This window comes from Streptomyces sp. R11 (assembly GCF_041051905.1).
Taxonomy (GTDB): domain Bacteria; phylum Actinomycetota; class Actinomycetes; order Streptomycetales; family Streptomycetaceae; genus Streptomyces.
On record NZ_CP163432.1, the window covers coordinates 8,112,761 to 8,138,721 of the forward strand.

Genomic DNA, 25,961 nt, shown 5'->3' on the forward strand with positions numbered 1-25,961 from the left:
ACGGTCATGGAGAACTTGCGGCCCGGCGATCCCACACAAGTCGGGGACTACCGCTTGCTCCGACGGCTCGGGGCCGGGGGCATGGGGCGGGTGTTCCTCGGCCGGTCGCAGCGGGGGCGCACGGTCGCAGTGAAGCTGGTCCATGCGCAGTTGGCCTACGACGCGGAGTTCCGCCGCCGGTTCCGCGCGGAGGTGGCCGCGGCGCGCCAGGTCGGCGGGGAGTGGACGGCCCCGGTCCTGGATGCCGACACCGAGGCGGACACACCCTGGGTCGCCACCGGGTATGTCGCCGGTCCCACCTTGCACGAGGCAGTGACCGAGATGGGCGGGCCGCTGCCGGAGCGGTCGGTGTGGCACCTGGCCTCCGGTCTGGCCCGTGCACTGCAGAGCATCCACGGCTGCGGGCTGGTGCACCGGGACCTCAAGCCGTCGAACGTCATGCTGACGGTCAACGGTCCCCGGGTGATCGACTTCGGTGTCGCCCGCGCGGCGGAGGCCAGTGTGCTGACCCGCACCGGTGCGATGGTCGGCTCTCCGGGGTACATGTCGCCCGAGCAGATCCTGGGCAGCGAGATCACCGGGATGAGCGACGTGTTCAGCCTCGGCCTGGTGCTGGTGTTCGCCGCTACGGGCCGCCAGGCGTTCGGCGCCCCGGACAGTGGCGCCCACGCGGTCATGCTGCGGGTGACCGAGGACGAACCGGACCTGGAGGGGATCTCCGAGCCGCTGGCAGAGTTCGTGCGGCGGTGCCTCGCCAAGCAGCCCGAGCAGCGGATTCAGCTGTCGGAGATCGTGGCGACGGCAGAAGCGGCCACGGCGGACGGCAGCTCGGACGCGTGGCTTCCGGGCGCCCTGACAGCGGAGCTCGGCCGGCACGCCGCCACCCTCCTCGACCTCGAGGAGGCGCCGCCGCCGACCCAGGTCGACAACCCGGCGGGTCGTGTCGGGGACGACGTGCACGCCCTGCCGACCATGCTGGGCGGGCGCGTACCGCCTCCGCCGCCGGGCACTCCGACGCCGGTACCGATGCCCCCTGTACCCACGCCTGCGCCGACCCCCACGCCGACCCCCATGCCGCCGATGCCGACACCCCGGACAACGGTGACCACACCACCGATGCCGCCGGTACCGGGTGGCTTCCAGCCGGGCGGCCGCAGCACGAGCCGGGTCGGTCCCGTGCTGCTCACCTTTGCCGCCATCGTCGTATTCGCCATCGTTCTGGCAGTGGTGGTTCCCGGCCTCGGAGGGAAAGAGGACCGAGCCAACTCCGGGGCGTCCGGGGATGCTTCCTCCGCGAAGTCCCCGAAGGCGTCCCCTGCCGACTACAAGGGCAAGTGGACCGGGAACATTCGCGAGTCGGACGGCAGCCTCTACTCGGTCCAGGTGAACTACAAGGGTGGAGAGATCGGCGACCAGGTGGCCACCGTCGAGTACCCGTCGCTCGCGTGCAGCGGCCGATGGGTCCTCACCATGGACACCGGGCATTCGGTACAGGTCCGAGAGGAGATCACCAAGGAAAGTGATCCTTTCAACTGCGTCGACGAGGTCGATCTCATCCTGACCCCCTCGGGCGACGGCAGTCTGCGCTACGAAGTGACGAGCGTGGAGGACACCGGAACGCTGCGGCGCAGCAAGTGACCGACAGAGACGAGGAGATCAGTCCGGCAGCGGCAGTGGAGGCAGCTGCTGGTACTCGGAGCGGCCCCGGTTGAGCACGGAGATCGTCGCGGCGGTCAACCACGGCACGGTCGGCCCGGCCAACCGCATCGGCTCCCACTGCTGGTAGTCGGTGAACAGCGCCCACTGGTCGAGCACGGGAAGAAAACTGATGATCTCGTGGTGCCGAACCGTCACCCAACGGTTCTCGGCCGCGACGTGCAGCAGCATGCGACGGTCGGTGAGTATCGCGCGGCAGGAGGAGAAGTCCCGCCATTGCGCCTGAGCCATCGCCTGCGCACGGTTGCGGGCGCTGTTGTTGGCGAGCGCGTCTCCGACCAGCCCGGCGGCGACGAACATCGGTGACCCGAAGTAGAAGCCCGAGCGCTGGTTGTAGGTCACGTTCGTGCCGTAAAAGCGCGAGTAGTCCGCCGCTACGTCGCCGTATGCGATCTCACCCTGTTCGAGCAGCACACCTGGAGTGGCGATCGGGGCCAACTCCCCTCCGCTGCGCAGGTGGCGGTGGAGAGAACACGCGGCCTCCCATCCCTGCTGGTGAAGGGCGCGCAAGTGATCGTCAGCTGAATTCCGTTGTGGCACTGCCTCTAGCCCCCACTGCGACACAGAACGGGTGGATCTCCGTCCGCTCCCATAATGCCAGGTGGGGATGGATCGGGACCCGAGTATTGCGCGCTGACCGCAGGACCTTCACGGGTGCGCATGAGGTCGGCTGAGACGCGGCGGGAGCATTCTCCCACGTGCTCCTTACCTGCGCTCCCGATGCCGGTGGGTCGAGGCCGGGGCGTTTATCTCGCCTGCTCCGGGTCACGCGCCATATGGGAAAAAAGTGTCGGCTGGGATCGGCTATGCCGCGTCCGCACGGTAGTCGCGACCTGGCCGTCGACACACCAGGAAAGGGACGACTCATGACGGAGATCCGACCCGCCACCACCTCCGATTCCGGCGCACCGGTGGAGAGTGACGAACACTCGCTCACCGTGGGCCCCGGGGGGCCGATCCTGCTGCAGGACGCGTATCTGATCGAGCAGATGGCGCAGTTCAATCGAGAGCGCATTCCCGAGCGGCAGCCGCATGCCAAGGGAAGCGGCGCCTTCGGTCACTTCGAGGTGACACACGATGTCAGTGCCTACACGAAGGCCGCCCTGTTCCAGCCCGGTACGCGCACCGACCTGGTCATCCGCTTCTCGACCGTCGCCGGCGAGCGCGGCAGCCCGGACACCTGGCGTGACCCGCGCGGTTTCGCGGTGAAGTTCTACACCAGCGAGGGCAACTACGACATGGTCGGCAACAACACGCCGGTCTTCTTCGTCAAGGACCCGATGAAGTTCCAGCACTTCATCCGGTCCCAGAAGCGCCGCGCGGACAACAACCTGCGCGACCACGACATGCAGTGGGACTTCTGGACCCTCTCCCCGGAGTCCGCCCACCAGGTCACGTGGCTGATGGGGGACCGCGGCATCCCGCGGACCTGGCGCCACATGAACGGCTACACCTCCCACACCTACATGTGGATCAACGCCGCCGGCGAGCGGTTCTGGGTGAAGTACACCTTCAAGACCGACCAGGGCGTCGAGTTCTTCACCCAGCACGAGGGCGACCAGATGGCCGCGGCCGACACGGACTACCACACCCGGGATCTCTTCGAGCACATCCGGGACGGTGACCACCCCAGCTGGACCCTGTATGTGCAGGTGATGCCGTACGAGGAGGCCGCGGGCTACCGCTTCAACCCGTTCGACCTCACCAAGGTGTGGCCGCACGGGGACTACCCGCTCATCCCGGTCGGTCGCATGACGCTCGACCGCAACCCCACCGACAACCACGCTCAGATCGAACAGGCGGCGTTCCAGCCCAACAACTTCGTCCCCGGCATCGGTCCGAGCCCGGACCGCATGCTGCTGGCCCGACTGTTCTCCTACGCGGACGCCCACCGCCATCGCATCGGCGGCAACTACCAGCAGCTTCCGGTGAACGCCCCGGTCGTCGACGTCCACACCTACTCCAAGGACGGTGCGATGGCCTACCGGAACACGACCGACCCGGTGTACGCCCCGAACTCCAAAGGCGGCCCCGCGGCGGACACCGAGCGTTACGGATCCCCGCCCAGCTGGACGGCCGACGGCGAGATCACCCGGGCCGCCTACGTCTCCCACCCCGAGGACGACGACTGGGGTCAGCCCGGCACCCTGGTGCGCGAGGTCATGGACGACGCCGCCCGCGACCGTCTGGTCGACAACGTCGTAGGACATCTCCTCAACGGAGTGAGCGAGCCCGTCCTCGAGCGTGCCTTCGCGTACTGGTCGAACATCGACGAGACCATCGGCAAGCGCATCGCCGACGGCGTACGGGCCAAGGCCGACGAGAAGGACCCCAAGGCCGCCGAACAGGGCAATCCGGCACGGAGCTCCATGCAGCACAAGGCGTGAAAAAGGCCGGTCGGGCCCCGCGGCGAGGACGGCTGACGCCGACCGCCCGGCGAGAGGGTCGGAGCACTCCCTCTCGCCGGGCACGGCTCTGCCGTCCGGCCCGCGGCCGAGTCGTACCGACTGCCCATCGTGCGATGGGTGTTCCGCGCGCCCGAGCGTGCCACGGCCGCGTGCACGTCACCGAGCGAACCGCCGGGGGGGGGGGGTGTTCGCAGCGATCGCCGAGAGCTCACTGCGTCGCGGTCATCACGCGATTCGGGGATGGCGGGGGGCAGGTGCACACGGCGTGGGAGCACTTCGCGGCGTCTCGATCAGACGCCCAGCCGGCGCAGCGGCGTGACCTCCGAGCCCCGATGTGGCGATCGTCACGAAGGTCTGAGAGGTCCATTGCGTACTCTGATCCCGGCCGTCGGCGAGGGAACCTGCAACTCGCCGTAGGTATGGAAACAGCCCTTGACCTGCAACAACGCGGGCAGGGAGCCTATTTGTGGGAGTACCTCGATGATCCGTACCATGTTCAAATCCAAGATCCACCGAGCCACCGTCACCCAGGCCGACCTGCACTACGTGGGATCGGTGACCATCGACGCGGACCTCCTCGACGCCGCCGACCTGCTGCCCGGTGAGCTCGTCCACATCGTCGACATCACCAACGGCGCCCGCCTGGAGACCTACGTCATCGAGGGCGAGCGCGGTTCCGGGGTCGTCGGGATCAACGGCGCCGCCGCCCATCTCGTCCACCCCGGCGACCTGGTGATCATCATCAGCTACGCTCAGATGGCCGACGCCGAGGCACGGGAGTTCGAGCCGCGGGTCGTGCACGTGGACGGCGCCAACCGGATCGTGGCCCTGGGCGCGGACCCGTCCGAGCCGGTGCCGGGCTCGGACCAGGAGCGCAGCCCGCAGGCCGTACCGGTGGCCTGACCGCACTCATCCTCAGCCTGACGACGGACCAGGAGCGTGCCATGAGCGACATCGAGATCCGTGACGACCGGGCCGCGGGCCGCCTGGAGGCCCTCCAGGGCGACGAAGTCACCGGCCGCATCGAGTACTTCGTCCTCGAATCCCCGGCGCGCGCCCTGGTCCCCGTCCACACCGTCGTGGAGCCGGCCCACGAGGGGAAGGGCATCGCGGGCTCCCTGGCACGCGAGCTGTACGGGATGGCGGCGCGCGAGGGAGCCGTCGTCGCGCCGCTGTGCCCGTACGTCGTGAAGTGGGCCGAACGCCACCCCGACGAGGCCCCCACGCCCGACCCCGGGCTGCTGGAGGCGGCGATGGACTGGCTGCGGGAGCACCCCGAGCGCTTCTGACGCCCACCTGGGCGCCCCGATCGACGCGAGCGAGTGACTGGCGGCGCGCACCTCGGGTACGCGGGGGAGTAGTCCAGAGCCGACGCGCACCGATTGGCCGGAGGACGCCATGACGAACCCGTATCCGGACCCGGTCCATCCGGGACCCACCCCGGGCCCGGAGCCGCAGCCACCCGATCCCCACCCGGTACCACCCCCGGAGCCCCCGCCGCCCCGAACCACCCCGGCCCGGGCCGACGCCGCCTTCGCCACCGGGCCCCACCCCACGGCACCCCCGACCCGCCCGCACCCCCGGACCCGTCACCGTCCCCGATCCCCCCGGGCCGGAGCCGGTACCGAGCCCGAACCCGGCCCACCACTCACCTGAGCCGGAAAAAGCGAAAGCGGTGGGCGGCCACCGAAGGCCGCCCACCGCAATGCCGCTCAAGGGCGCGGAGTCGCCCCGGCTACAAGGTCGCTCCAGCCACTAGGCGGAAACCTCCGACCGGTCCCCACCCCACAGCGTGTGGAACGACCCGTCCCGGTCGGTCCGCCGATAGGTGTGCGCCCCGAAGAAGTCCCGCTGCCCCTGCGTGAGCGCCGCGGGCAGCCGCTCGGCACGCAGCGCGTCGTAGTACGCCAGCGCCGCGGCGAACCCCGGCGTGGGCACGCCCTGCCGCGTCGCCGCGATGATCACCTCACGCCAGTCGTCCTGCGCCGCGGCGATCTCCTGCGCGAACGTGTCGTCGGACAGCAGGCTCGGCAGGTCGGCCCGGGCGTCGTACGCCGCACGGATCCGGTCCAGGAACGCCGCGCGGATGATGCAGCCGCCCCGCCAGATCGCCGAGACGGCGCCCAGGTCGATGTCCCAGTCGTACTCGGCGCGCGCCGCGTCGATCTCGTGGAAGCCCTGCGTGTACGACACGATCTTCGACGCGTACAGCGCCTGCTCCACCCGGTCGGCGAACGCCCCCGCCTCCGCCTCGCTCAGCGGCGACGCCTTCGGGCCCACCAGGTCCCGCGAGGCGTCCCGCAGTGCCGCGTGCCCGGACAGGGAGCGGGCGAAGACGGCCTCCGCAATGCCGGAGACCGGAACGCCCAGGTCCAGGGCGATCTGGACCGTCCAGCGGCCCGTGCCCTTCTGCTCGGCCTGGTCTACGACCACGTCCACGAACGGCTTGCCCGTCGCCGCGTCCACGTGGGACAGCACCTCGGCCGTGATCTCGATCAGGTAGGAGTCCAGCCGGCCTTCGTTCCAGGTGCGGAAGATGTCCGCGATCTGGGCGGGCTCGTACCCGGCGACATCCCGCAGCAGCTGGTACGCCTCGCCGATGAGCTGCATGTCGGCGTACTCGATGCCGTTGTGCACCATCTTCACGAAGTGCCCGGCGCCGTCGGGGCCGACATGCGTCACGCAGGGCGCGCCGTCCTTCGCCTTCGCGGAGATCTTCTCCAGCATCGGGCCCAGCGAGTCGTACGACTCCTTCGGGCCGCCCGGCATGATGCTCGGGCCGTGCAGCGCGCCCTCCTCGCCACCCGAGACGCCCATGCCGACGAAGTGAATGCCCTGCTCACGCAGGTCGCGCTCGCGGCGCCGGGTGTCGGCGAAATGCGCGTTGCCCCCGTCGATGATCATGTCGCCGGGCTCCAGCAGCGGTGCGAACTCCTGGATCACCGCGTCGGTCGGCTCGCCGGCCTTCACCATGATCACAAGCCGCCGCGGTCGCTCGAGCGCCGCCACGAAATCCTTCGCCGTCTCGGCCGCGATGAAATCGCCCTCGCTCCCGAACTCCTCCACCAGCGCGTGCGTGCGCGCCGACGTCCGGTTGTGAACCGCGACCGTATAGCCGTTGCGGGCGAAATTACGGGCGAGGTTGCGGCCCATGACCGCGAGACCCGTGACGCCGATCTGCGCCGAAGTGCTCATGCGTTGGCTCCTAGTGATCTCGATACAGCAGCGGTACGGGTACCGCTCATGCCCGCCAGTATTGCCCTTCGTCCATCCTGACGTGCCGGTACTCCGACCGCACATCCGGGTGGCGCGATGTCGCGCAGGCAGATACGGACGGAAGGCCCCGGCGCACTCAGTCGTCCCGGGCGCCGGGCAACGTGCGCCGGTCGCGCGCCACTTGGCGTGAAGAGGCGGCTGATTTGCTGTCTTGTCATGGCTCGTTCGCAGCGCTTACTTTTGCCCCTCCTGACGCATGTCAATGGGGGGCTCCTTCATGGCCGTACGCGGCCGGCACCGCCGGTACCAGCCGAACAGGATCAACCGCGCCTCACTCACCGTCACCGCTGGCGGCGCGGGCATCGCGCTCCCGCTCATCGGCACCGGTACCGCGCAGGCGGCCGACGTGAGCACCTGGAACAAGGTCGCCGCGTGCGAGTCGACCAGCAGGTGGGACGTCAACACCGGCAACGGCTACTACGGCGGGCTCCAGTTCGCCCAGTCGACGTGGGAGGCGTACGGCGGCACCCGGTACGCGGCGCGCGCGGATCTGGCCACCAAGGACCAGCAGATCGCCGTCGCGGAGAAGGTGCTGGACGGGCAGGGCCCCGGCGCCTGGCCGGTGTGCTCGGTACGGGCCGGGCTGACGCGCGGCGGCGACACGCCCGACATCCACCCCGCCGGCACCGGCAGGAAGACCTCGGTGCAGGACGTACAGCCGCAGACCCCGCCGCAGTCACGGGCCGGCACCGCCGAGATGTACACCGTCGTGCACGGTGACACCCTCTCGGGGATCGCCGAGTCGGAGCAGGTCAAGGGCGGCTGGCGGGGCCTGTACGCCGCGAACCGGAAGGCCGTCGGCGCGGACCCCGACCTGATCATTCCGGGCCAGCGGCTCGCACTGCGCGGCAAGGCCGCCACGACGACGTCCCCGAAGACGGACCGGCCGGCGGCCACCCCGAAGTCCTCGCCCCAGAAGACCCCTTCGGAGAAGACCACCCCGAAACGGGAAGAGCAGGCGACGACGACCAGTCGCTCCATGGTCGCCCCGGTGAGCGCCCCGTCGGGCACCCCGTACCGCAAGGCGGGTTCGGCCTGGTCGAAGGGCTACCACACCGGCCTCGACTTCCCCGTGCCGACCGGGACGTCCGTGAAGTCCGTCGGGGCCGGGCAGGTCGTGAGCGCCGGGTGGGAAGGCTCCTTCGGCTACCAGGTGGTGATCCGGCACACCGACGGCCGCTACACCCAGTACGCCCACCTTTCGGCGATCTCCGTCAAGGACGGACAGTCGGTGGGCGCCGGACAGCGCATCGGCCGCTCCGGGTCCACGGGCAACAGCACGGGCCCGCATCTGCACTTCGAGGTGCGGACGGGGCCCGGCTTCGGCGCGGACATCGACCCGGTGGCCTATCTCCGGGCCGGTGGCGTCAGGATTTGACGCGGATACGGTGCCGGTCGAGGACCGGCGTCGGGACGTACGGGCCGCCGTAGAAGGGACCGTAGAGGTACTGGGGTTCGCCCTCGGCGTGCGGCTCGTCCTCGTACGCGCCCTCCGCGACCTGGACGGGGATGAGGATGTCCTCGATCCCCTCCGGTACGCGGATCTCGGACCCGTCCGGTTCGAGGAGCTCCCTCTCCGGTACGAGGACGCCCTCGTGCGGCAGCGCGGCGACCTGCTCCGGAAGGTCGGCGAGCAGCTCCTCGGCGGGCACCGGAGCCGGCTCGGGCAGGGCGGCGGACCGGGCCGGCCGGGGCTGCGCCTCGGGCAGAGCCGCCGAGGCCGGGGCCTCGGTGCGGGCGATCCGCTCCGTCGTCAGCAGGATCAGGCCGCCCGCCGCCACCACACCGCAGCCCAGGGCGAGCACGGTGCCCGTGGTGCCGTACCGGAACGTCTCGCCGAACATCGTGATGCCGACCGCGGCCGCCACCACCGGGTTCACGACCGTCAGCGTGGCCAGCGGCGCCGCGAGTCCCGCGCCCCGGTAGGCGGCCTGGGACAACAGCAGACCGGCCGTGGCGAAGACGCCTATCGTCGCCAGCGCGGGCAGGTCGGCGGCCGACACTCCGCCGTTCCAGTCGATCGCGACGATCTTCGTGAACACCGAGGACATGCCGAAGGCTATGCCGGACCCGATCGCGAGCAGCATGCTGCGCACCGCCGGATGCCGGTGGGCCGCCCGCCCCGCGATCATCAGCGCCACGACGACGGAGCCGGTGACGAGAGCCACGGCCACCCGCTCGGTGGTGGCCAGCGACTGCGACTCCGAGGCGCCGACCAGGGACAGCAGACCGGCGAGACCCACGGTCGCCATGATGGCGCCCCGCCAGGCCGTCGACCCGGCCTTGCGGCCCACGAACAGCGCCGCCATCGGCAGCGCGAACACGATCGTCAGGGCACCCAGCGGCTGCACCAGACTCAGCGGGCCGAAAGCCAGCGCCACCACGTGCAGCAGACCACCGAGGCCGTTCAGCGCGACCGCCGCCCACCAGCCCGGCCGACGCATCGGCGCGAACTGCTGTCCCGGAGAGGACACCGCGACACGCTCCTGTACGATCGCCCCGCCCGCGTAGGCGACGGCGGAGACGAACGACAGAAGCACGGACAACGCGAGGGCGCTCATGAGCTGGTCCTCTGCGTGAGGCGGGGCCGCTGACCCCGGCGCGGCGAACGGTCGGCTTTCATAGCCAACACGATCCCTCGAAAACCTCTTCCCGTCGTCGTACCAGAGCACGCACTGTGTCGTACTACCGATGGAGTACGGCGCCCGAGGAGTCATCCCCAAGACGGGTGCCCCGGGTGGTGACCCCCAGGTGATAACCCCGACGGGCCTTGGTACTACTGCTCTTCGTGGATCTCGACCCCCATCTCGCCGCGCTCCGGCCGCTCGGCGGCTTCTTCGTACTACGCACCCCCGGGGAAGTGCCTCGGCCACTGCCGACTCTGGCGGAGACCTACCGGGAGCCGTCGTCGGATTCCCACGGAGACCCCCTGGGTTTCCGCGTCCGGAAGGTCGCGAACGCCCTGCACGCCCCTGAGTTGCGGATCGCCGCCTCCGTGGCTCAGCAGGGGCTCGCGGCCCGGCTCTGGTCGATGACCCTCGGCTGCGCCGCCCTGTACGGCCGCATCCCCGACCTCGACCCGGGCCTGCTGCACTGGGACCCCGACGGCAGCGCCCCGGACGACCTGTGGCTCACGGAGGTGCGCCCGCTCCCCGCGGACCCGGAGAGCGTGTCGGACGTCGTCCTGGGCGGTCACCTCCAGCCGCTCACCGACGTCGTGCACGCCCGCTACCGCGTCGCCACCGGGCTGCTGTGGGGCAACGCGGGATCCGCCCTGGCGGGCGCCGCCCGGCAACTGGACCAGTGGGCGCACGCCAACGGCCGTACGGACGTCGCCGCCCGGGCCCGCGCCCTGACCGCGGTACTTTTCGGCCACCCCCTCCTCGCCGAGACCGGCACGCTCACCGGGACCGCGTTCCGGCGCCGCAGCTGCTGCCTCTACTACCGCGTGCCGGGCGGTGGCGTGTGCGGTGACTGTTGCTTCACACGAGCCCCGCGCTCTTCCCCACGCGCCCCATCTGGGTGACCATGAAAGGGCAACAAACCGCTGAGAACAGGGGGTTCCGGGTGCGTGTGGGACTGCTGACCCGGGAGTACCCGCCGGACGTGTACGGCGGCGCGGGTGTCCATGTCGAGTTCCTCGCCCGGGAGTTGCGGGACCTGGTCGACCTGGAGGTGCACTGCTGGGGCGAAGGGCGCGCGGTCGGCGTAGTGCGCCACCGCCCCTGGTCCGCGCTCGACACCTCGAACGACGCACTGCGGACCTTCTCCGTGGACCTCGCCATGGCCGCCGGCCTCGAAGGCCGCGAACTCGTCCACTCCCACACCTGGTACGCCAACCTCGGCGGCCACCTCGCCAAGCTCCTGTACGGCATCCCGCACGTGATGACCGCCCACTCCCTGGAGCCGCTGCGCCCCTGGAAGGCCGAGCAACTCGGCGGCGGATACGCCCTGTCGAGCTGGGCCGAGCGCACCGCGATCGAGTCCGCCGACGGGGTGATCGCCGTCTCCGGAGCCATGCGCGAGGACATCCTCAGCTGCTATCCCGCGCTGGACCCGGCCCGGGTCCACGTCGTGCACAACGGCATCGACACCACCCTGTACCGGCCCGACCGCGGCACCGACGTCCTCAACCGGTTCGGTCTCGACCCCGACCGCCCCTACGTGCTCTTCGTCGGGCGCATCACCCGCCAGAAGGGCGTGCCCCATCTGCTGCGCGCCGTACGGGACATCGACCCGGCCGCGCAGGTCGTGCTGTGCGCCGGGGCACCGGACACACCCGAGATCGACCGGGAGTTCCGCGACCTCTACCAGGAGCTGAGCCGGGTCCGCGAGGGCGTGCACTGGATCCCGCAGATGCTGCCCCGCCCGGAAGTGATCCAACTCCTCACGCACGCAGCCGTGTTCGTCTGCCCCTCGGTGTACGAACCCCTCGGCATCGTCAATCTGGAGGCGATGGCCTGCGGAACTCCCGTGGTGGCCTCGAAGGTCGGCGGCATCCCCGAGGTCGTCGAGGACGGCAAGACGGGCCTGCTCGTCCCGCTCGACGACGACTTCGAGGCGGGCCTCGCGCGGGCGCTGGACTCACTCGTCGGGGACCCGGAGACCGCCGGGCGGATGGGGGAGGCCGGACGGCAGCGTGCGGTGGGGGAGTTCGGCTGGGACGCGGTGGCACGCCGGACGGCCCGGCTCTACGGGGAGATCCTCAAACAGGCTTAGCGCGCGGTGCTCAGGGGCAGGCTGGGATCAACCAGGGTGAGGGGAGCGGCCATGCGTCGTGGCGGACCTTCGGTGCTCGGAATCGTACTGGCGGGCGGAGAAGGCAAGCGCCTGATGCCCCTGACCGCGGACCGCGCGAAACCGGCGGTCACCTTCGGCGGCACGTACCGCCTCGTCGACTTCGTCCTCTCCAACCTCGTCAACGCCGACATCCTGCGCATCTGCGTCCTCACCCAGTACAAGTCGCACTCCCTGGACCGCCACATCACCACCACCTGGCGGATGTCCAGCCTGCTCGGCAACTACGTCACCCCGGTCCCGGCCCAGCAGCGGCTCGGCCCGCGCTGGTACCTGGGCAGCGCGGACGCGATCCTGCAGTCCCTGAACCTGATCTACGACGAACGCCCCGAGTACGTCGCGGTGTTCGGTGCCGACCACGTGTACCGCATGGACCCGCGCCAGATGCTCACCCAGCACATCGAGTCGGGCGCGGGCGTGACGGTGGCGGGCATACGCGTCCCGCGGGGCGAGTCGTCGTCGTTCGGCGTGATCAGCCCCGGCTCGGACGGCCTGAGCGTGGAGCGCTTCCTGGAGAAGCCGGCCGATCCGCCCGGCCTCCCGGACGACCCGGAGTGCGTGTTCGCCTCGATGGGCAATTACATCTTCACCACCAAGGCCCTCATCGAGGCACTCCAGCGGGACGCCGAGGACGAGAACTCCGTGCACGACATGGGCGGTTCGATCCTGCCCCAGCTCACCGACCGGGGCGAGGCCCAGCTCTACGACTTCAGCGCCAACCACGTCCCCGGCGAGACCAACCGCGACCGGGGCTACTGGCGGGACGTCGGCACTCTGGACGCGTACTACGACGCCCACATGGACCTGATCGCCGAGCGCCCCGCGTTCAACCTCTACAACCGCAGCTGGCCCATCTACACCCACTCCAACCAGCTCTCCCCGGCCCGCTTCAACGCGGGCGGCATGGCCAGCGAGTCCATCATCAGCGCCGGCTGCCTGATCCGGGGCCAGGTCACGCGGTCCGTGCTCTCGCCGGGCGTGGTGGTCGACCCGGGGGCGGTGGTGCAGGGGGCGGTGCTGCACGACAACGTGCGCATAGGGCGGGGCGCGGTGGTGCGGGGTGCGGTACTCGACAAGAACGTCGAGGTACCCCCGGGCGCGACGATCGGCGTCAATCCGGAGCGGGACTCCGACCTGTACACCGTCTCCAAGGGCGGCGTGATCGCGCTGGGGAAGGGGCAGCAGGTCCCCTAGCTACTGCGCAGGACGCAGCGGCGGCTTCGCCCGGCGTACGACGTCACCACGGGACGGGCTCCCGAGGATGGTGACAACCGTCCGGAAGGAGCCGACGCCACGCACCGCATCCTGCCTGTTCTCACCGCTGCCCTGGTCGCCTTACCCGTCCTGTCCGTCACCCCGGCGCAGGCGGCGACCGGAGCCCAACGCCTCTCCGCCGGCAGCCTGTTCGCCGACTGTGCGCCCGGCGCGCTGGACCCCCGAATGGCCGGCGGCGCCCATCGCGCCGCAGCTCGCCGCCGGCCCGCACGACCCGCGCCGACTCGCCGCCGCGTGGCCGCAGGACCGGCAACGTGGTGTGGTCCTCGCCGTCAGCGACGACGGCGGCCGCTCCTGGACCCGGACCGTCGTACCCGGCCTGACCCGGTGCTCGGGCGGCACGTACGACTACGTGGACGGCCCGGCCGTGACCTTCACCGGGGGCGGGGCGCTGCTGGTGACCGGCGGTCTCTTCATGGCCGACGGCTCGGCGAGCGCGGCCCTGTCCGGGTGATCGGACGACGGCGGCCGGACCTGGACCCGCCCCGCGGTCGTCGTCGAGGAGACGGACCCGGACCGGGCGGACACGGCGGCGGTACGTCCGTGACCGACCCGCGCGACCCGGACGTGCTGTACATGGTCACCCCACGCTTCCCCGCCCAGAGCCGCACCGGCACTGACGCCTGGATCAGCCGCAGCACCGACGGCGGACGCAGCTGGGCGGCACCCGTGCTGGTGGCGGACGCCGGGGAGGGCCATCTGATCTCGGGGCACAGGCTGAGCGTGCTCGACGACGGCACGCTGGTCGACGTGTACAGCAGGGTCCGGTTCGGCGAGGGCCCGATCACCGGCCGGCTCACCCTGCAGGCCGTACGCTCCACCGACGGCGGCCGTACCTGGTCCGAGCCGGTGAAGGTGGCCGCCCAGCGCACCAAGTGGCTGTTCCAGGACCCCGAGTCCGGCGAGCAGGTCTCCCACACCACCAGCCTGCTTTCGGACACCGCCGTCGACCGGCGCACCGGCCGGATCTACACGGCCTGGCAGGACTCGCGGTTCAGCGGCGGCGGCGCCGACGCGGTGGCCCTGGCGGCGTCGGACGACGGCGGCCGTACCTGGTCCGAGCCGGTGCGGGTGAACCGCACGCCCACATCCGTCCCCGTGCCGAACCAGCAGGCCTTCACGGTGACGCTGGCCGTCGGACGTGACGGCACGGTCGCCGTCGCCCATTCCGACTTCCGCCACAACGACGAGGGCGCACCCCTGCTCACCGGCCGCTGGCTGGCCCGCTGCCACCCGAAGCCGGTCGACTGCGGATCCGGCGGGGCGACTGGGCGGGAGACCCGGCTGACCCCGACGTCGTTCGACATGCGCCATGCCCCGCGCATCCCCGACGAGGCCAGGTCCCGTGGCTACTTCCTCGGTGAGCAGTGGGGCTGGCCTCGACCGGGCGCGGCTTCACCGCCGTATGGGCGAAGCCGGACGCGCCCGGCCGGTCGGCGGTGTACGCGTCCGCCGTGCGGTGACCGCGGGGCGAAGCGATCCGTGACGCCTCCCGGGTGACAACCACAGGATGCCCGGTGCCGCTACCTGTGCTGGAGTGACCTCATATGCACCATGAGTCCCGCCCCTTTCGTGAGGGGCGGGACTTAATCTGCCGTTAACTGAGCGTAGCCTGATCGTACTTGACTGTAATCGCCAGAGGGCGATTGACTGCTGGTCCACCCTTCGTCGACGCGAGGCAAGCCATTGACGTCTGACCTGCTCGCACCTCTCGACCTGGCGTTCTGGAACATCGAGTCCGCCGAACACCCCATGCACCTGGGCGCCCTCGGCGTCTTCACGGCGCACTCGCCCACCGCCGGCGCGCACGCGGCCGACCTGCTCGCCGCCCGCGCCGCCGCCGTGCCCGGACTGCGGATGCGGATCCGCGACGCATGGCAGCCGCGGGGCCTGCTGCGGCCGTTCTCCTTCGGAGGCGCCACCCGCGAGCCCGCCCCCGACTTCGACCCGCTCGACCACGTCCGGCTGCACGCCCCGACCGCGGACTTCCAGGCGGTCGCGGGCCGGCTTATGGAGCGCCCGCTGGAGCGCGACCGGCCGCCGTGGGAGGCGCATGTACTGCCGGGCGAGGACGGGGTGTCGTTCGCGGTGCTGTTCAAGTTCCATCACGCCCTCGCCGACGGACTGCGGGCGCTGACCCTCGCCGCCGCGGTTCTGGACCCCATGGACCTGCCCGCACGCGAGCCTCGTCCCGAGGCGCCCCGGAGCGGCCGCGTTCCGGATGTGCGCAAGCTGCCGGGGCTGGTGCGCGGCGCCCTGTCCGACGTGGGGCGCGCCCTCGACATCGGCGCCTCGGTCGCCGTGTCGACGCTGGCGATGCGCTCGTCGGACGCCCTGACGGCCGAGCCGAGCGGCACCCGCCGCACCGCCGGGGTCGTCGTCGACATCGACGACGTGCACGTCGTCCGCAAGGCCGTCGGCGGCACCGTCAACGACGTCCTGATCGCGGTCGTCGCGGGCGCCCTGCGCCGCTGGCTCGACGAGCGCGGCGACGGCAGCGAGGGCGTCGCGCCCCGTGCCCTGATCCCCGTCTCCAGGCGCCGCCCGCGCACCGCGCACCCTCAGGGCAACCGGCTCTCCGGATACTTGATACGGCTCCCCGTCGACGACCCCGACCCGCTGCGCCGCCTCGACACGGTCCGCACCGCCATGGGCCGCAACAAGGACCTCGGCCCCAACCGGGGCGCGGGCGCCGTCGCCCTGCTCGCCGACCACGTACCGGCGCTCGGCCACCGGCTCGGCGGACCGCTGGCCGGCCAGGCCGCCAGGCTCTGGTTCGACATCCTCGTCACCAGCGTGCCGCTGCCCGGGATCGCCCTCAAGCTCGGCGGTCACCCCGTCACCGAGGTCTATCCCTTCGCCCCGCTGGCCCGCGGCCAGTCCCTGGCGATCGCGATCTCGACGTACCGCGGACGCGTCCACTACGGACTCGTCGCCGACGCCAAGGCCGTACCGGACCTCGACGTGCTCGCCGAGGCCGTGTCCGAGGAGGTGCAGTCACTGATCACCGCCTGCGCCCCCTGAGCCCCGCCTCCGCGGGCCTGATTCGCCGGATTTTGGAGGACCGGCCCGGCGCTCCGTAGAATTCCCCGTTCGAAAGCGGGCGCGGTCGGCGCGCCGCTCCGGTGATCAGGGAAACGGCAGCGCGATGACGGTGACAGAGGAAGGCCCGGCGACCACGGACGAGGTCGTGCACGATCCCGGTGACCAGGTCGTGTACGGCCCCGGCATCGACCCGGAGCGGCTCGCCGTGTGCCTGAGCGTGCTGGACGAGCTCGACAGGCTGGAGGTCGACCACCCCGACGCGATCGCCGTACGCCGGGCCACCGCCGGCGTCTACCGGACCGTCAAGCAGCGCCGCCGCCAGGAGCGCCGGGCCGCCAAGACCGCCCACGACAAGGCGGTCACGGAGGCCACGGCGACCGGTTCCGCCCAGCGCATCGACGACGAGACCGAGGGCCTGCTGCCGTCGTCGGCGACGGAGGAGGGCCGGATCGCGGGGATACTCCAGCGCCCGCGCTCCTGCTACACCTGCAAGACCCGGTACGTGGAAGTGGACTACTTCTACCACCAGCTCTGTCCGGACTGCGCCGCCCTGAACCGCGCCAAGCGCGACGTCCGCGCCGACCTCACCGGCAAGCGCGCCCTGCTCACCGGCGGCCGCGCCAAGATCGGCATGTACATCGCGCTCAGGCTGCTGCGCGACGGCGCCCACACGACGATCACCACGCGCTTCCCCAAGGACGCCATCCGCCGCTTCAAGGCCATGGACGACTCCGCGGACTGGCTGCACCGCCTCGAGGTCGTCGGGATCGACCTGCGCGACCCGGCCCAGGCCGTCGCCCTCGCCGACCAGGTCGCCGAGGCGGGCCCCCTCGACATCCTCGTCAACAACGCGACGCAGACCGTACGCCGACTGCCCTCCGCCTACGCCGCGCTCGTCGACGGCGAGAGCGCCCCGCTGCCCGCCGGGGAGCTGCCCGCCCACCACGTCATCGGCGCCTTCGGGTCCGGCGCGGTCGACGGACTGGCGTCGCTGCCCGCCGGAATCTCCGGCATCGACGCCCAGCAGGTCGCCGACCTCGCCCTGGTCGCGGGCAACGCCAGCGTCGCCCGGCACCTCGACGGCACTGCCATCGACGCCGGCGGCCTGGTCCCCGACGTCGTGGACAGCAACACCTGGGTGCAGACCATCGAGCAGATCTCCCCGGTGGAGCTCCTCGAGACCCAGCTGTGCAACTACACGGCGCCGTTCATCCTGATCAGCAAGCTCCGGCCGGCCATGGCGGACGCGGCGAAGAAGGCGACGAGCGGACGTGCCTACGTCGTGAACGTCTCGGCGATGGAGGGTGTCTTCGGGCGCGGCTACAAGGGTGCGGGCCACCCGAACACGAACGCCGCCAAGGCCGCCATGAACATGGTCACGCGGACCAGTGCGCAGGAGATGTTCCAGAGCGACGGCATCCTCATGACCTCGGTCGACACCGGGTGGATCACCGACGAGCGCCCGCACTTCGACAAGCTGCGCCTCGCCGAGGAGGGCTTCCACGCGCCGCTGGACCTGGTCGACGGCGCGGCTCGGGTCTACGACCCGGTCGTGCGCGGTGAGGCGGGCGAGGACGTGTACGGGGTCTTCCTGAAGGACTACGCGCCCGGCAAGTGGTGAGTGCCTGCGGAGGTCGGCTGGTGCGCTGCTCGTACCTGCGTGCCGCCGTCCACCAGTAGGTCGGCTCCCGTTATCCACTGTGCCGCGTCCGACGCCAGCCACAGCACCGCCCGTGCGACGTCGTCAGGCTCTCCGATGCGGCCCAGTGGCAGCCCGCTCGCGATCTCCTGCTCGCCTGGTTCCCACACGAACCGCGCCATCTCGGTCCGTACGAGGCCAGGGGAGACCGAGTTCACCCGTACCCTCGGGCCCAGCTCACCCGCGAGCTGCTGGGTGAGGTGCAGGAGCGCCGCCTTGCTCGTGCCGTAGGCCCCGACGCCGGGGCCCACATGTCCGGCGCCCTCCGTGCAGATGTTGATCACCGACCCGCCGTGCTCGCGCATCCAGGCCCGCCACGCGCACTGCACCAACCGCAGCGCGGCCTCGACGTTCACCGTGAAAGCCGCGCGCCAGGCGTCCGGGTCGGCGTCCATGAGCGGCCCGTACGGCTGGTTGGTCGCCGCGTTGTTGACGAGGACGTCCAGCCGGCCGAACTCGCGCAGACTGGCCCGCGTGACCTCCCGCAGGTGCGCGGGGTCCGCCACGCTCCCCGCCAGTCCGATGCCGCTCAGCTCGGCCGCCGTCCTGCGCACCTCCTCGGCGTCCCGCGCGGTCACGCAGACCCGCGCTCCGGCCGCGGCCAGTTGCCGGGCGACGGCGAGTCCGATGCCCCGCGTGCCGCCGGTGACCACGGCGGCCCTGCCCTCGAGACCGTGCGACGACGTCATCGCCGTACGGTCTCATGACGGGGCGTCAGTCAACAGCCCCGAGTGGCGAGTGCCGGGCCGCCACGAGTTCCAGCACTGTGCGCCAGTCCTCCAGGACCCCGGCGTCGAACTCGGCGCTGCGGCCCTCCTCGTCGGCCTGGCGCAGGCGCACCAGGTCGTCGTCGGTGGAGTCGAAGGCCCGGCACTGGTCACGGACCAGGCGGGAGACCCGTTCGCCGAGGAGAGGTCGCACCGCGTCGGCGGCGCAGTCGGAGTGGCGGGTCACGTCGGCCGGGCCCAGCAGCGGGCCGATGGCATGAACGAGCCCCGCGACCTGGAGTTCCTTGTCGGCGGGGCGTGCGCGGCGCAGCAGTGCGGCTGTCTGCAGCGCGTGTTGGTGGAGATCGACTCGGATGCTCCCGAGGCCCGGCGTGTCCCGGGTGCCCCGGCAGGCGTACAGCAGATCCATCAGCTCTTCGACACTGCGCAGCTCCATGCGTCAGTCCTCCCGCCGGACAAGCCGTTGCGGTACGTCAGCAGATCATGGCCGCCTTGCGATTCGGCCAACGGGACTTGAACTGCGTGGCGTGCTCGGGGCGAGGCCGCGCTGCGCGGTGGTGCTGAGCCGAACGAGTGACTTGTAAACAGGACATTTCATAGCAACTCATGATGAGGTCGGCAGGTGAAAACCGGTCGACTCCGGATAGTTACAGGTTGTTTGCAGCCCCATCGAGCGGGTACCCGCTCATTTGGTTAATCTGTAGCGGACGGACAGCACTACAGGGTCCCAACCCACACCCATGGTCCGTCCCGGGACAAGCCGGTGCACAACGGCCTGCTCTCAGCACCAGTTACCGGCGCCACCGCGTCCGAGCCGACTTTGAGTATGACCCGAGCGGGCGTCAGGTACCGGACCGCAGACTGGGCCGGCCCGCCCCGAGGGTGATCCGACACATAAGGAGTGCGCGGTGACACCTGAGAAGACGAATCGCGAACAGCGCCCCAAGGAACGCACGGAGCGCGCGGGCCGCCGGTCGAACGAGATCGGCAGTCTCGATGTGTGGGCCAGGTCCGCCCCCATCCGCCTGGCGGGCTACGAGGACGACCTCGCCGAGCCCCACATCCTGCCCAGCGTCGACTGACGTCCGACGTCGACTGAAGGGGCAGAACCCTTCGCGATCGCCGACCGCATGGGCGTGCGAGACTCACGCCCATGCTGATCAGAGAAGCCGCGGCCGACGACTGGCCGCGGATTTGGTCTTTCTGGCACCGGATCGTGGCCGCCGGTGAGACCTACACATGGGATCCGGACACCTCCGAGGACGCCGCCCGGGCCTTGTGGATGAACCCGGCCAAGCATGTCTACGTCGTCGAGGACGACGCCGGAGCGGTCGTCGCCTCCGCCTACGTCACCCCCAACTACGGTGGCCCCGCCGCCCGTATCGCCAACGCCGGCTTCATGGTCGACCCCGATCAGGGCGGCCGCGGCATCGGCCGCCTCCTCGCCGAGCACATCCTGGCCGCGGCCAAGGCCGACGGCTATCGGGGCATGGTCTTCAACGCCGTCGTCGAGACCAACCCGGCCGTGCGCCTGTGGACCTCCCTCGGCTTCACGATTCTCGGCACGGTCCCGGACGCGTTCGATCATCCGCGGCATGGCCGGGTGGGGTTGCACATCATGCATAAGGCGCTTTGATCAGGGCTTTAGCCAGAGGTCAAAGCGGTCTACCTATTTGCCTAAAAGCTTTAGGTGCGTGCATACTCGCTTATGGCAAGCGAGAGGATGGTTATGGCACGCGTGGGGCTGACCGCGGAACGTCTGGTCCGGGCAGGTGCGGAGCTCGCCGACGAGGTCGGCTTCGAGCAGGTCACCGCGTCGGAGCTGGCCCGGCGGTTCGACGTCAAGGTCGCGAGCCTGTACTCGCATGTGAGGAACTCACAGGACCTCAAGACGCGGATCGCCCTGTTCGCGCTGGAGGAGTTGGCCGACCGGGCCGCCGACGCCATTGCGGGGCGGGCCGGCAAGGACGCCCTGGTCGCCTTCGCGAACGTCTACCGCGACTACGAGCGCGAGCACCCCGGCCGTTCCACCGCCGCGCGGATGCGGCTCGACCCCGAGACGGCCGCCGCCAGTGCGGGCGTCCGGCACGCGCAGATGACCCGGGCGATCCTGCGCGGCTACGACCTGACGGAGCCGGACGCGACACACGCCGTACGGCTGCTGGGCAGCGTCTTCCACGGGTACTCCAGTCTGGAGTCGGCGGGCGGTTTCAGTCACAGCACCCCCGACTCCGAGGAGACCTGGACCAGGATCCTCGACGCCCTCGACGCCCTGCTGCGCAACTGGCCCACCGGGCTCACCCCCTGATCGACAGGCCGAGGACACAGGCCCAGAACAAGGACGCTGAGGACATGGACACCCCGCACGACTGGATCACCACGCCCGTCACCGCCGATCTCCTGCGCGGTGCCCTCGACGTCGAGCGCACCGAGCACGGCGTGCTGCCGCACCGCCTGCCCGCGCGGGCCCGCGCCCAGAACACCGACGAGCAGCTGGCCATGGCCGAGTCACAGCCCTCCGGCGTACGGCTGGTCTTCCGCACCCGTGCCACCGCCCTCGAACTGGACGCGCTGCGCACCAAGCGCAGTTACGTGGGCGCCCCGCCCCGCCCGGACGGCGTGTACGACCTGATCGTCGACGGCCGCCCGGCCGGGCGGGGCAGTGTGACCGGCGGCAACGTCGTGACCATCGACATGACGGCGGGGACCGCCGAGGACCGGCCCGGCCCTCCCGGCACCGTCCGCTTCACCGGGCTGCCCGACGGCGACAAGGACGTCGAGATCTGGCTGCCGCACAACGAGACCACCGAACTGATCGCCCTGCGCACCGATGCCCCCGTCGAGCCCGCCCGCGACACGGGCCGCGAGGTCTGGCTGCACCACGGCAGTTCGATCAGCCACGGCTCCGACGCGGCGAGCCCCACCGGCATCTGGCCCGTGCTCGCAGCCACCCTCGGCGGCGTGGAGCTGATCAACCTGGGCCTGGCCGGCAGCGCCCTGCTCGACCCGTTCACCGCCCGCGCCATGCGGGACACCCCGGCCGACCTCATCAGCGTCAAGATCGGCATCAACGTGGTCAACATGGACCTGATGCGGCTGCGCGCCTTCGGCCCCGCGGTCCATGGCTTCCTCGACACCATCCGTGAAGGCCACCCGACGACACCGCTGCTGGTCGTGTCGCCGATCCTTTGCCCGATCCACGAGGACACACCGGGCCCCTGCGCCCCCGACATCAGCGGCCTCAGCCGAGGCCAACTGAAGTTCGTCGCCATGGGCGACCCGGCGGAACGCGCGAGCGGCAAGCTGACGCTGGGCGTGATCCGCGAGGAGCTGTCCCGCATCGTGAAGCAGCGAGCGGCCGACGATCCGAACCTGCACTACCTCGACGGCCGCGACCTCTACGGCGAGGCCGAATCCGCAGAGCTGCCCCTGCCCGACGACCTCCACCCCGACGCCACCACCCACCGCCGCATCGGCGAACGCTTCGCGCAGCGGGCGTTCACCGGCGACGGCCCCTTCGCGGCGGCGGCCTCACAGGGCGGCGCCGAACAGCCGTCCGGCCGTCCATTCACGACCTAGTCGAGCGGCGCCGTCCGCTGCCAAGGACGCAGCTCCTGGATCCGCTCCGCCAGCGCCAGCAGCTCCGCCTCCGCTCCCGGGCGCCCGACCAGCTGTATGGCACAGGGGGCGCCGGAGGGCAGCGTCCCGAAGGGGATCGACATCGCGGGCCAGCCGGTGAGGTTCCACGGCGGGGTCAGCGGCGAGTAGTTGGTGTTGGCCATGATGTTGCGCAGCCAGCCCCGCTCGTGCCAGGGCTCGGACTTGGGGGAGCGGCGGGCCAGGGCCGGAGTGAGCAGCACGTCGTACTCGGCGAAGAACGGCTCCAGCCGCCGGCGCAGCTGCTCCCGGCTGTCGCCGACCCGCACCCGGTTCACGAAGCGCTTGCCGACAGCGGCGTGGACCCGGGTCCGGCGGGTGAGCTGCCGTGGGTCGAGACCCTGCGCGTCCACCGCCGTGCCCGCCGTCCAGTGGGTGAGGGAAGTGACGCCGAGCGACATGGGGTACGGCGGGTCGGCGCGTCGTACCTGGTGCCCCGCCTTGATCAGCAGCCCGGCGGCATCGCGTGCGGCGGTCGCGTACGGCTTGCTGATGGTGACCCCGGGGAGCGGGCTGCGCAGGGACACGGCGATCCTGTGCGTACCGGGCGCCTGCGGGCCCACGAACTCGGTGTCCGCGAGGACCGACAGCATCAGGCGCGCGTCCTCGACCGTCGTGGCCAGCGGGCCGTTCTCCGACATGCCGAACCAGTCGCCGTCACTCACGCCGGCCGGGACCACTCCGGTGCCGGGCTTGATGGTGACCAGGCCGCAGTTGGCCGCCGGTATGCGCAGTGAGCCCATGCCGTCGTTGCCGAGGGCGATCGGCACCATGCCCGCTGCGACCGCGGCCGCGCTGCCGCCGGACGACCCGCCTGCCGTGCGCGAGGTGTCCCACGGGTTGCGGGCGGTGCCGTGCACTCCCTCCGTGGTGCCGAAGACACACAGCTCAGGCACGTTCGTCAGCCCCACGACCACCGCGCCGGCGGCCCGCAGCCGGGCCACGGTGAGGTGGTCGTCGGCGGCTGGGGTGTCCGGCGTCGCCGCGGACCCGATGCGCTTGGACTCGCCGCGCACCGCGAGGTTGTCCTTGACGGCCACCGGCACGCCCGCCAGGGGCAGTTCGGCGAGGTCGGCGCGCGAGCCCACCTCGTCGGCCTCGGCGAGCGCCGCTTGGGCCCGGACCATCCGGAAGGCGCCGACGCGGCCGTCCAGCCGCTCGATACGGGCCAGGTGCTCGGCCACCACCTCGCGGGGCGTGGCCTGCTTCTCGCGTACGGCGGCGGCGATCTCGGCGGCGGTCCGGCCGACCCAGTTGGTCACGGGCGCTCCTCGGTGCTTACTCACGAGTATGTAGGAGAACTCTGCCCGGCGGCAGGCCCGGCGTCGAGAGGCCGCCGGGCTTGGATATTCGGGACGGTCTTCTTGGACTTTTCACAGGTCCTCTCCTCGACACCACCCCGCTGACCTGCGCATCATCCGATCAATCAGCCAACTCGACGCCAGTCGCATCCCATTGACAGCCTTTGGGGCCCGCCCAATCATCAGACATCCGATGAATGGGGGTGCCTCATGAGGAGACGCTGGCGATCGTTCAGTGTCCTCGCGGCGCTGATGCAGTTGCTCGCGGCCCCGGTGCCGGCGCTCGCGGAGGGCGACCAGGGGACGCCGGTCACGGTGCCGGCCCTGGCCGACTGGACACCGGCATCCGGCAGTTACACGTACAGGAGCTCCACCCGCCTGGTGGCCGACAGCGCGAGCGAGCGGCGGGTCGCCGACACCCTGGCCGACGACCTCCGCGCATCCGGACACGGGGAGGTTGCCGTGGTGCGCGGCGGCGCCCAGCCCGGTGACATCGTTATCGGCGTCGAGCCCGCCCGGACCTCCCTCGGCACGGAGGGCTACCAACTCCGCGCGGACAAGCGGCTCTCGGTCACCGCGGCGACCGAGACCGGCGCCTTCTACGGCACCCGCACCCTCCTCCAGCTCCTCGCCCAGGGCGACCGGATCCCCGCCGGTCGCACGGTCGACGTACCGCGCTACAAGGAGCGGGGCGTCGGCGTCTGCGCCTGCTACATCAACATCTCGATGCCCTGGCTGGAGAACCTGGTCCGCGAGATGGCGTACCACAAGCTCAACCAGCTGCTCCTCGAACTGAAGGTGAAGAGCGAGGCCCACCCCGAGGCCAACAGCTGGGGCTACTACACCAAGGACGAGATCCGCCGCCTGGTCGCCCTCGGCAAGCGGTACCACGTCGAGATCATCCCCGAGATCAACTCCCCGGGGCACATGGACCCGTGGATCGAGAACCGCCCGGATCTCCAGCTCACCGACTCCGACGGCAACAAGCAGCCCTCGCGTCTCGACATCACCCGGCCCGAGGCCTTCGCCTACTACACCAGCCTGATCGACGAGTACGCCGAGGTCTTCCCCGCAACCTCCTGGCACATGGGAGCGGACGAGTACATGCTCGGCTCCGACTTCGCCAAGTACCCGCAGATCCTGAAGTACGCGCAGGACAAGTACGGCCCGGACGCCACACCGCAGGACGCGTTCATCGACTTCGTCAACCGTGTCCACACCTACGCGGCGGACAAGGGCAGGAAGCTGCGCATCTGGAACGACGGGCTCACCGGCGCCAACACCGTCCCGGTGACCGCCGGAACGACGGTCGAGCACTGGCTGGACGTGGCGGTCAAGCCGAGCCGACTCCGCGATCAAGGCTATCCGTTGATGAACGCGGCCTACGCCCTCTACCTGGTCCGCGGTGGCTTCCACAGCGACACCGAGGGGCTGTACGACCAGAGCTGGGACCCGCGCAGCTTCGAGGGGGAGAAGCTGGCCTCCCGTGACGGGATCACCGGCGCGAAGATCAGCCTGTGGCCCGACAACGGCCGCGGCGAGACCGAGAACGAGGTCGCCGTCGCCCTGTGGCCCGCGCTTCGGCACATCGCCCAGGCGACCTGGGGCGAACCGCATCCCGAGGCCTCCTACGCCGAGTTCACCGCACGCGGCACGGCTGTCGGGCACGCGCCGGGGTGGCGGGACCTGACGCGGGTGCCGGTGGCGGACGGGCCGTACACCTTCCGGTCGCCCGGCCGGTCCTTCGCCGCCGAGGTGAAGCGCACCGCCGACGGCTATGTGACCCTGCGGACCGCGTCCGGCTGCCTCGAGGTGCGCGGCGGAAAGCTCACGCTCAACGTGCCGCTGCAGCCCGGAGTCGAGGCGGCGCCCCAAGCCTGCGATGCGCAAAGCACCCTCCAGCGCTGGCAGTTGGAACCCGTGGCGAGTGGCTATCGGCTGGTCAACGCCATCACGCGGATGGCGCTGAGTGCGGCGGGGGACAGCCGGCTCGTGCAGTACCCGCCTGACCAGCGCCCGCCCGCCGTATGGCACCTGAGCACCTGACCTGAGGACCCGA

23 protein-coding genes are annotated in these 25,961 nt (G+C 70.9%); 17 read left to right on the top strand and 6 right to left on the bottom strand.

The window, feature by feature from the left end; translation table 11 throughout:
* The first annotated feature begins 6 nt into the window (after nucleotides 1-6).
* A complete protein-coding gene (locus AB5J55_RS37605) occupies nucleotides 7-1,638 on the top strand; it encodes a serine/threonine-protein kinase (protein ID WP_369274903.1) in 1,632 nt (543 codons plus the stop codon).
* Between the two features lie 18 nt (nucleotides 1,639-1,656).
* On the opposite strand, the gene AB5J55_RS37610 is transcribed toward AB5J55_RS37605, so the two are convergent.
* Nucleotides 1,657-2,154, bottom strand: coding sequence for a hypothetical protein (locus tag AB5J55_RS37610; protein ID WP_369274904.1), 498 nt, complete (start codon nucleotides 2,152-2,154; stop codon nucleotides 1,657-1,659).
* A 428-nt stretch (nucleotides 2,155-2,582) separates the two neighbouring features.
* On the opposite strand from AB5J55_RS37610, the gene AB5J55_RS37615 reads away from it, so the two are divergent.
* From AB5J55_RS37615 to AB5J55_RS37625, 3 genes are all read left to right on the top strand, one after another.
* Entirely contained in the window at nucleotides 2,583-4,103 is a 1,521-nt protein-coding gene (locus tag AB5J55_RS37615) for a catalase (protein WP_369274905.1), read from the top strand.
* A 501-nt stretch (nucleotides 4,104-4,604) separates the two neighbouring features.
* Nucleotides 4,605-5,027, top strand: coding sequence for an aspartate 1-decarboxylase (panD, locus tag AB5J55_RS37620; RefSeq protein ID WP_369274906.1), 423 nt, complete (start codon nucleotides 4,605-4,607; stop codon nucleotides 5,025-5,027).
* 41 nt (nucleotides 5,028-5,068) lie between these two features.
* A complete protein-coding gene (locus AB5J55_RS37625; protein ID WP_369274907.1) occupies nucleotides 5,069-5,413 on the top strand; it encodes a GNAT family N-acetyltransferase in 345 nt (114 codons plus the stop codon).
* A gap of 466 nt (nucleotides 5,414-5,879) precedes the next feature.
* Here AB5J55_RS37625 and gndA read toward each other — a convergent pair whose 3' ends face one another.
* Complete coding sequence (gene gndA, locus AB5J55_RS37630) at nucleotides 5,880-7,319, bottom strand: NADP-dependent phosphogluconate dehydrogenase (protein ID WP_369274908.1); 1,440 nt, start codon at nucleotides 7,317-7,319, stop codon at nucleotides 5,880-5,882.
* 298 nt (nucleotides 7,320-7,617) lie between these two features.
* On the opposite strand from gndA, the gene AB5J55_RS37635 reads away from it, so the two are divergent.
* The gene (locus tag AB5J55_RS37635) at nucleotides 7,618-8,778 is read left to right on the top strand and encodes a transglycosylase family protein (protein WP_369274909.1); all 1,161 of its coding nucleotides are present in this window, start codon (nucleotides 7,618-7,620) and stop codon (nucleotides 8,776-8,778) included.
* Here AB5J55_RS37635 and AB5J55_RS37640 read toward each other — a convergent pair.
* Nucleotides 8,768-9,961, bottom strand: a complete 1,194-nt coding sequence (locus AB5J55_RS37640) for a DMT family transporter (protein ID WP_369274910.1) — start codon at nucleotides 9,959-9,961, stop codon at nucleotides 8,768-8,770. The two genes, AB5J55_RS37635 and AB5J55_RS37640, sit on opposite strands and share 11 nt — an antisense overlap.
* Before the next feature lie 209 nt (nucleotides 9,962-10,170).
* On the opposite strand from AB5J55_RS37640, the gene AB5J55_RS37645 reads away from it, so the two are divergent.
* The 7 genes from AB5J55_RS37645 to AB5J55_RS37675 all read left to right on the top strand — a co-directional run bounded on the left by AB5J55_RS37645 (nucleotide 10,171) and on the right by AB5J55_RS37675 (nucleotide 18,138).
* Nucleotides 10,171-10,926 (top strand): (2Fe-2S)-binding protein, encoded by a 756-nt coding sequence (locus AB5J55_RS37645; RefSeq protein WP_369274911.1) that lies wholly within the window; start codon nucleotides 10,171-10,173, stop codon nucleotides 10,924-10,926.
* A gap of 41 nt (nucleotides 10,927-10,967) precedes the next feature.
* The gene (glgA, locus tag AB5J55_RS37650; RefSeq protein WP_369274912.1) at nucleotides 10,968-12,119 is read left to right on the top strand and encodes a glycogen synthase; all 1,152 of its coding nucleotides are present in this window, start codon (nucleotides 10,968-10,970) and stop codon (nucleotides 12,117-12,119) included.
* A gap of 51 nt (nucleotides 12,120-12,170) precedes the next feature.
* Nucleotides 12,171-13,391, top strand: a complete 1,221-nt coding sequence (gene glgC, locus AB5J55_RS37655; protein ID WP_369274913.1) for a glucose-1-phosphate adenylyltransferase — start codon at nucleotides 12,171-12,173, stop codon at nucleotides 13,389-13,391.
* 220 nt (nucleotides 13,392-13,611) lie between these two features.
* Nucleotides 13,612-13,926 carry a hypothetical protein gene (locus AB5J55_RS37660; RefSeq protein ID WP_369274914.1) on the top strand — a complete coding sequence of 105 codons (315 nt, stop codon included), beginning with the start codon at nucleotides 13,612-13,614 and terminating at the stop codon, nucleotides 13,924-13,926.
* Between the two features lie 89 nt (nucleotides 13,927-14,015).
* Nucleotides 14,016-14,972, top strand: coding sequence for a hypothetical protein (locus tag AB5J55_RS37665; protein WP_369274915.1), 957 nt, complete (start codon nucleotides 14,016-14,018; stop codon nucleotides 14,970-14,972).
* Between the two features lie 186 nt (nucleotides 14,973-15,158).
* The gene (locus tag AB5J55_RS37670; RefSeq protein ID WP_369274916.1) at nucleotides 15,159-16,496 is read left to right on the top strand and encodes a wax ester/triacylglycerol synthase family O-acyltransferase; all 1,338 of its coding nucleotides are present in this window, start codon (nucleotides 15,159-15,161) and stop codon (nucleotides 16,494-16,496) included.
* 124 nt (nucleotides 16,497-16,620) lie between these two features.
* Nucleotides 16,621-18,138 carry an SDR family NAD(P)-dependent oxidoreductase gene (locus tag AB5J55_RS37675; RefSeq protein WP_369274917.1) on the top strand — a complete coding sequence of 506 codons (1,518 nt, stop codon included), beginning with the start codon at nucleotides 16,621-16,623 and terminating at the stop codon, nucleotides 18,136-18,138.
* Here the strand turns inward: AB5J55_RS37675 and AB5J55_RS37680 are convergent.
* Nucleotides 18,117-18,905, bottom strand: a complete 789-nt coding sequence (locus AB5J55_RS37680) for an SDR family oxidoreductase (RefSeq protein WP_369274918.1) — start codon at nucleotides 18,903-18,905, stop codon at nucleotides 18,117-18,119. The two genes, AB5J55_RS37675 and AB5J55_RS37680, sit on opposite strands and share 22 nt — an antisense overlap.
* A gap of 25 nt (nucleotides 18,906-18,930) precedes the next feature.
* Nucleotides 18,931-19,380 carry a hypothetical protein gene (locus tag AB5J55_RS37685; protein ID WP_369274919.1) on the bottom strand — a complete coding sequence of 150 codons (450 nt, stop codon included), beginning with the start codon at nucleotides 19,378-19,380 and terminating at the stop codon, nucleotides 18,931-18,933.
* 472 nt (nucleotides 19,381-19,852) lie between these two features.
* Here AB5J55_RS37685 and AB5J55_RS37690 point away from each other — a divergent pair, with 472 nt between their 5' ends.
* The 4 genes from AB5J55_RS37690 to AB5J55_RS37705 all read left to right on the top strand — a co-directional run bounded on the left by AB5J55_RS37690 (nucleotide 19,853) and on the right by AB5J55_RS37705 (nucleotide 22,523).
* Complete coding sequence (locus AB5J55_RS37690) at nucleotides 19,853-20,026, top strand: hypothetical protein (RefSeq protein ID WP_328420641.1); 174 nt, start codon at nucleotides 19,853-19,855, stop codon at nucleotides 20,024-20,026.
* A gap of 71 nt (nucleotides 20,027-20,097) precedes the next feature.
* Nucleotides 20,098-20,580 (top strand): N-acetyltransferase family protein, encoded by a 483-nt coding sequence (locus AB5J55_RS37695; RefSeq protein ID WP_369274920.1) that lies wholly within the window; start codon nucleotides 20,098-20,100, stop codon nucleotides 20,578-20,580.
* A 93-nt stretch (nucleotides 20,581-20,673) separates the two neighbouring features.
* Nucleotides 20,674-21,252, top strand: a complete 579-nt coding sequence (locus tag AB5J55_RS37700; protein WP_369274921.1) for a TetR/AcrR family transcriptional regulator — start codon at nucleotides 20,674-20,676, stop codon at nucleotides 21,250-21,252.
* 44 nt (nucleotides 21,253-21,296) lie between these two features.
* A complete protein-coding gene (locus tag AB5J55_RS37705; RefSeq protein WP_369274922.1) occupies nucleotides 21,297-22,523 on the top strand; it encodes a GDSL-type esterase/lipase family protein in 1,227 nt (408 codons plus the stop codon).
* Here the strand turns inward: AB5J55_RS37705 and AB5J55_RS37710 are convergent.
* Nucleotides 22,520-23,863, bottom strand: a complete 1,344-nt coding sequence (locus AB5J55_RS37710; RefSeq protein WP_369274923.1) for an amidase — start codon at nucleotides 23,861-23,863, stop codon at nucleotides 22,520-22,522. The genes AB5J55_RS37705 and AB5J55_RS37710 overlap by 4 nt on opposite strands.
* A 249-nt stretch (nucleotides 23,864-24,112) precedes the next feature.
* Between AB5J55_RS37710 and AB5J55_RS37715 the strand changes: the two genes are divergently transcribed.
* On the top strand, nucleotides 24,113-25,948 hold the full coding sequence (locus tag AB5J55_RS37715) for a family 20 glycosylhydrolase (protein ID WP_369274924.1): 1,836 nt from the start codon (nucleotides 24,113-24,115) through the stop codon (nucleotides 25,946-25,948).
* Nucleotides 25,949-25,961: the final 13 nt, after the last annotated feature.

What these genes read in the sequence shown, in the direction of transcription:
- panD (WP_369274906.1), top strand. Translation starts at nt 4,605, where the DNA reads ATGATCCGTACCATGTTCAAATCCAAGATCCACCGAGCCACCGTCACC.
- AB5J55_RS37685 (WP_369274919.1), bottom strand. Translation starts at nt 19,380, where the DNA reads ATGGAGCTGCGCAGTGTCGAAGAGCTGATGGATCTGCTGTACGCCTGC.
- AB5J55_RS37715 (WP_369274924.1), top strand. Translation starts at nt 24,113, where the DNA reads ATGAGGAGACGCTGGCGATCGTTCAGTGTCCTCGCGGCGCTGATGCAG.
- AB5J55_RS37675 (WP_369274917.1), top strand. Translation starts at nt 16,621, where the DNA reads ATGACGGTGACAGAGGAAGGCCCGGCGACCACGGACGAGGTCGTGCAC.
- AB5J55_RS37605 (WP_369274903.1), top strand. Translation starts at nt 7, where the DNA reads ATGGAGAACTTGCGGCCCGGCGATCCCACACAAGTCGGGGACTACCGC.
- AB5J55_RS37680 (WP_369274918.1), bottom strand. Translation starts at nt 18,905, where the DNA reads ATGACGTCGTCGCACGGTCTCGAGGGCAGGGCCGCCGTGGTCACCGGC.
- AB5J55_RS37695 (WP_369274920.1), top strand. Translation starts at nt 20,098, where the DNA reads ATGCTGATCAGAGAAGCCGCGGCCGACGACTGGCCGCGGATTTGGTCT.
- glgC (WP_369274913.1), top strand. Translation starts at nt 12,171, where the DNA reads ATGCGTCGTGGCGGACCTTCGGTGCTCGGAATCGTACTGGCGGGCGGA.
- gndA (WP_369274908.1), bottom strand. Translation starts at nt 7,319, where the DNA reads ATGAGCACTTCGGCGCAGATCGGCGTCACGGGTCTCGCGGTCATGGGC.
- AB5J55_RS37615 (WP_369274905.1), top strand. Translation starts at nt 2,583, where the DNA reads ATGACGGAGATCCGACCCGCCACCACCTCCGATTCCGGCGCACCGGTG.
- AB5J55_RS37705 (WP_369274922.1), top strand. Translation starts at nt 21,297, where the DNA reads ATGGACACCCCGCACGACTGGATCACCACGCCCGTCACCGCCGATCTC.
- AB5J55_RS37635 (WP_369274909.1), top strand. Translation starts at nt 7,618, where the DNA reads ATGGCCGTACGCGGCCGGCACCGCCGGTACCAGCCGAACAGGATCAAC.
- AB5J55_RS37700 (WP_369274921.1), top strand. Translation starts at nt 20,674, where the DNA reads ATGGCACGCGTGGGGCTGACCGCGGAACGTCTGGTCCGGGCAGGTGCG.
- AB5J55_RS37640 (WP_369274910.1), bottom strand. Translation starts at nt 9,961, where the DNA reads ATGAGCGCCCTCGCGTTGTCCGTGCTTCTGTCGTTCGTCTCCGCCGTC.
- AB5J55_RS37625 (WP_369274907.1), top strand. Translation starts at nt 5,069, where the DNA reads ATGAGCGACATCGAGATCCGTGACGACCGGGCCGCGGGCCGCCTGGAG.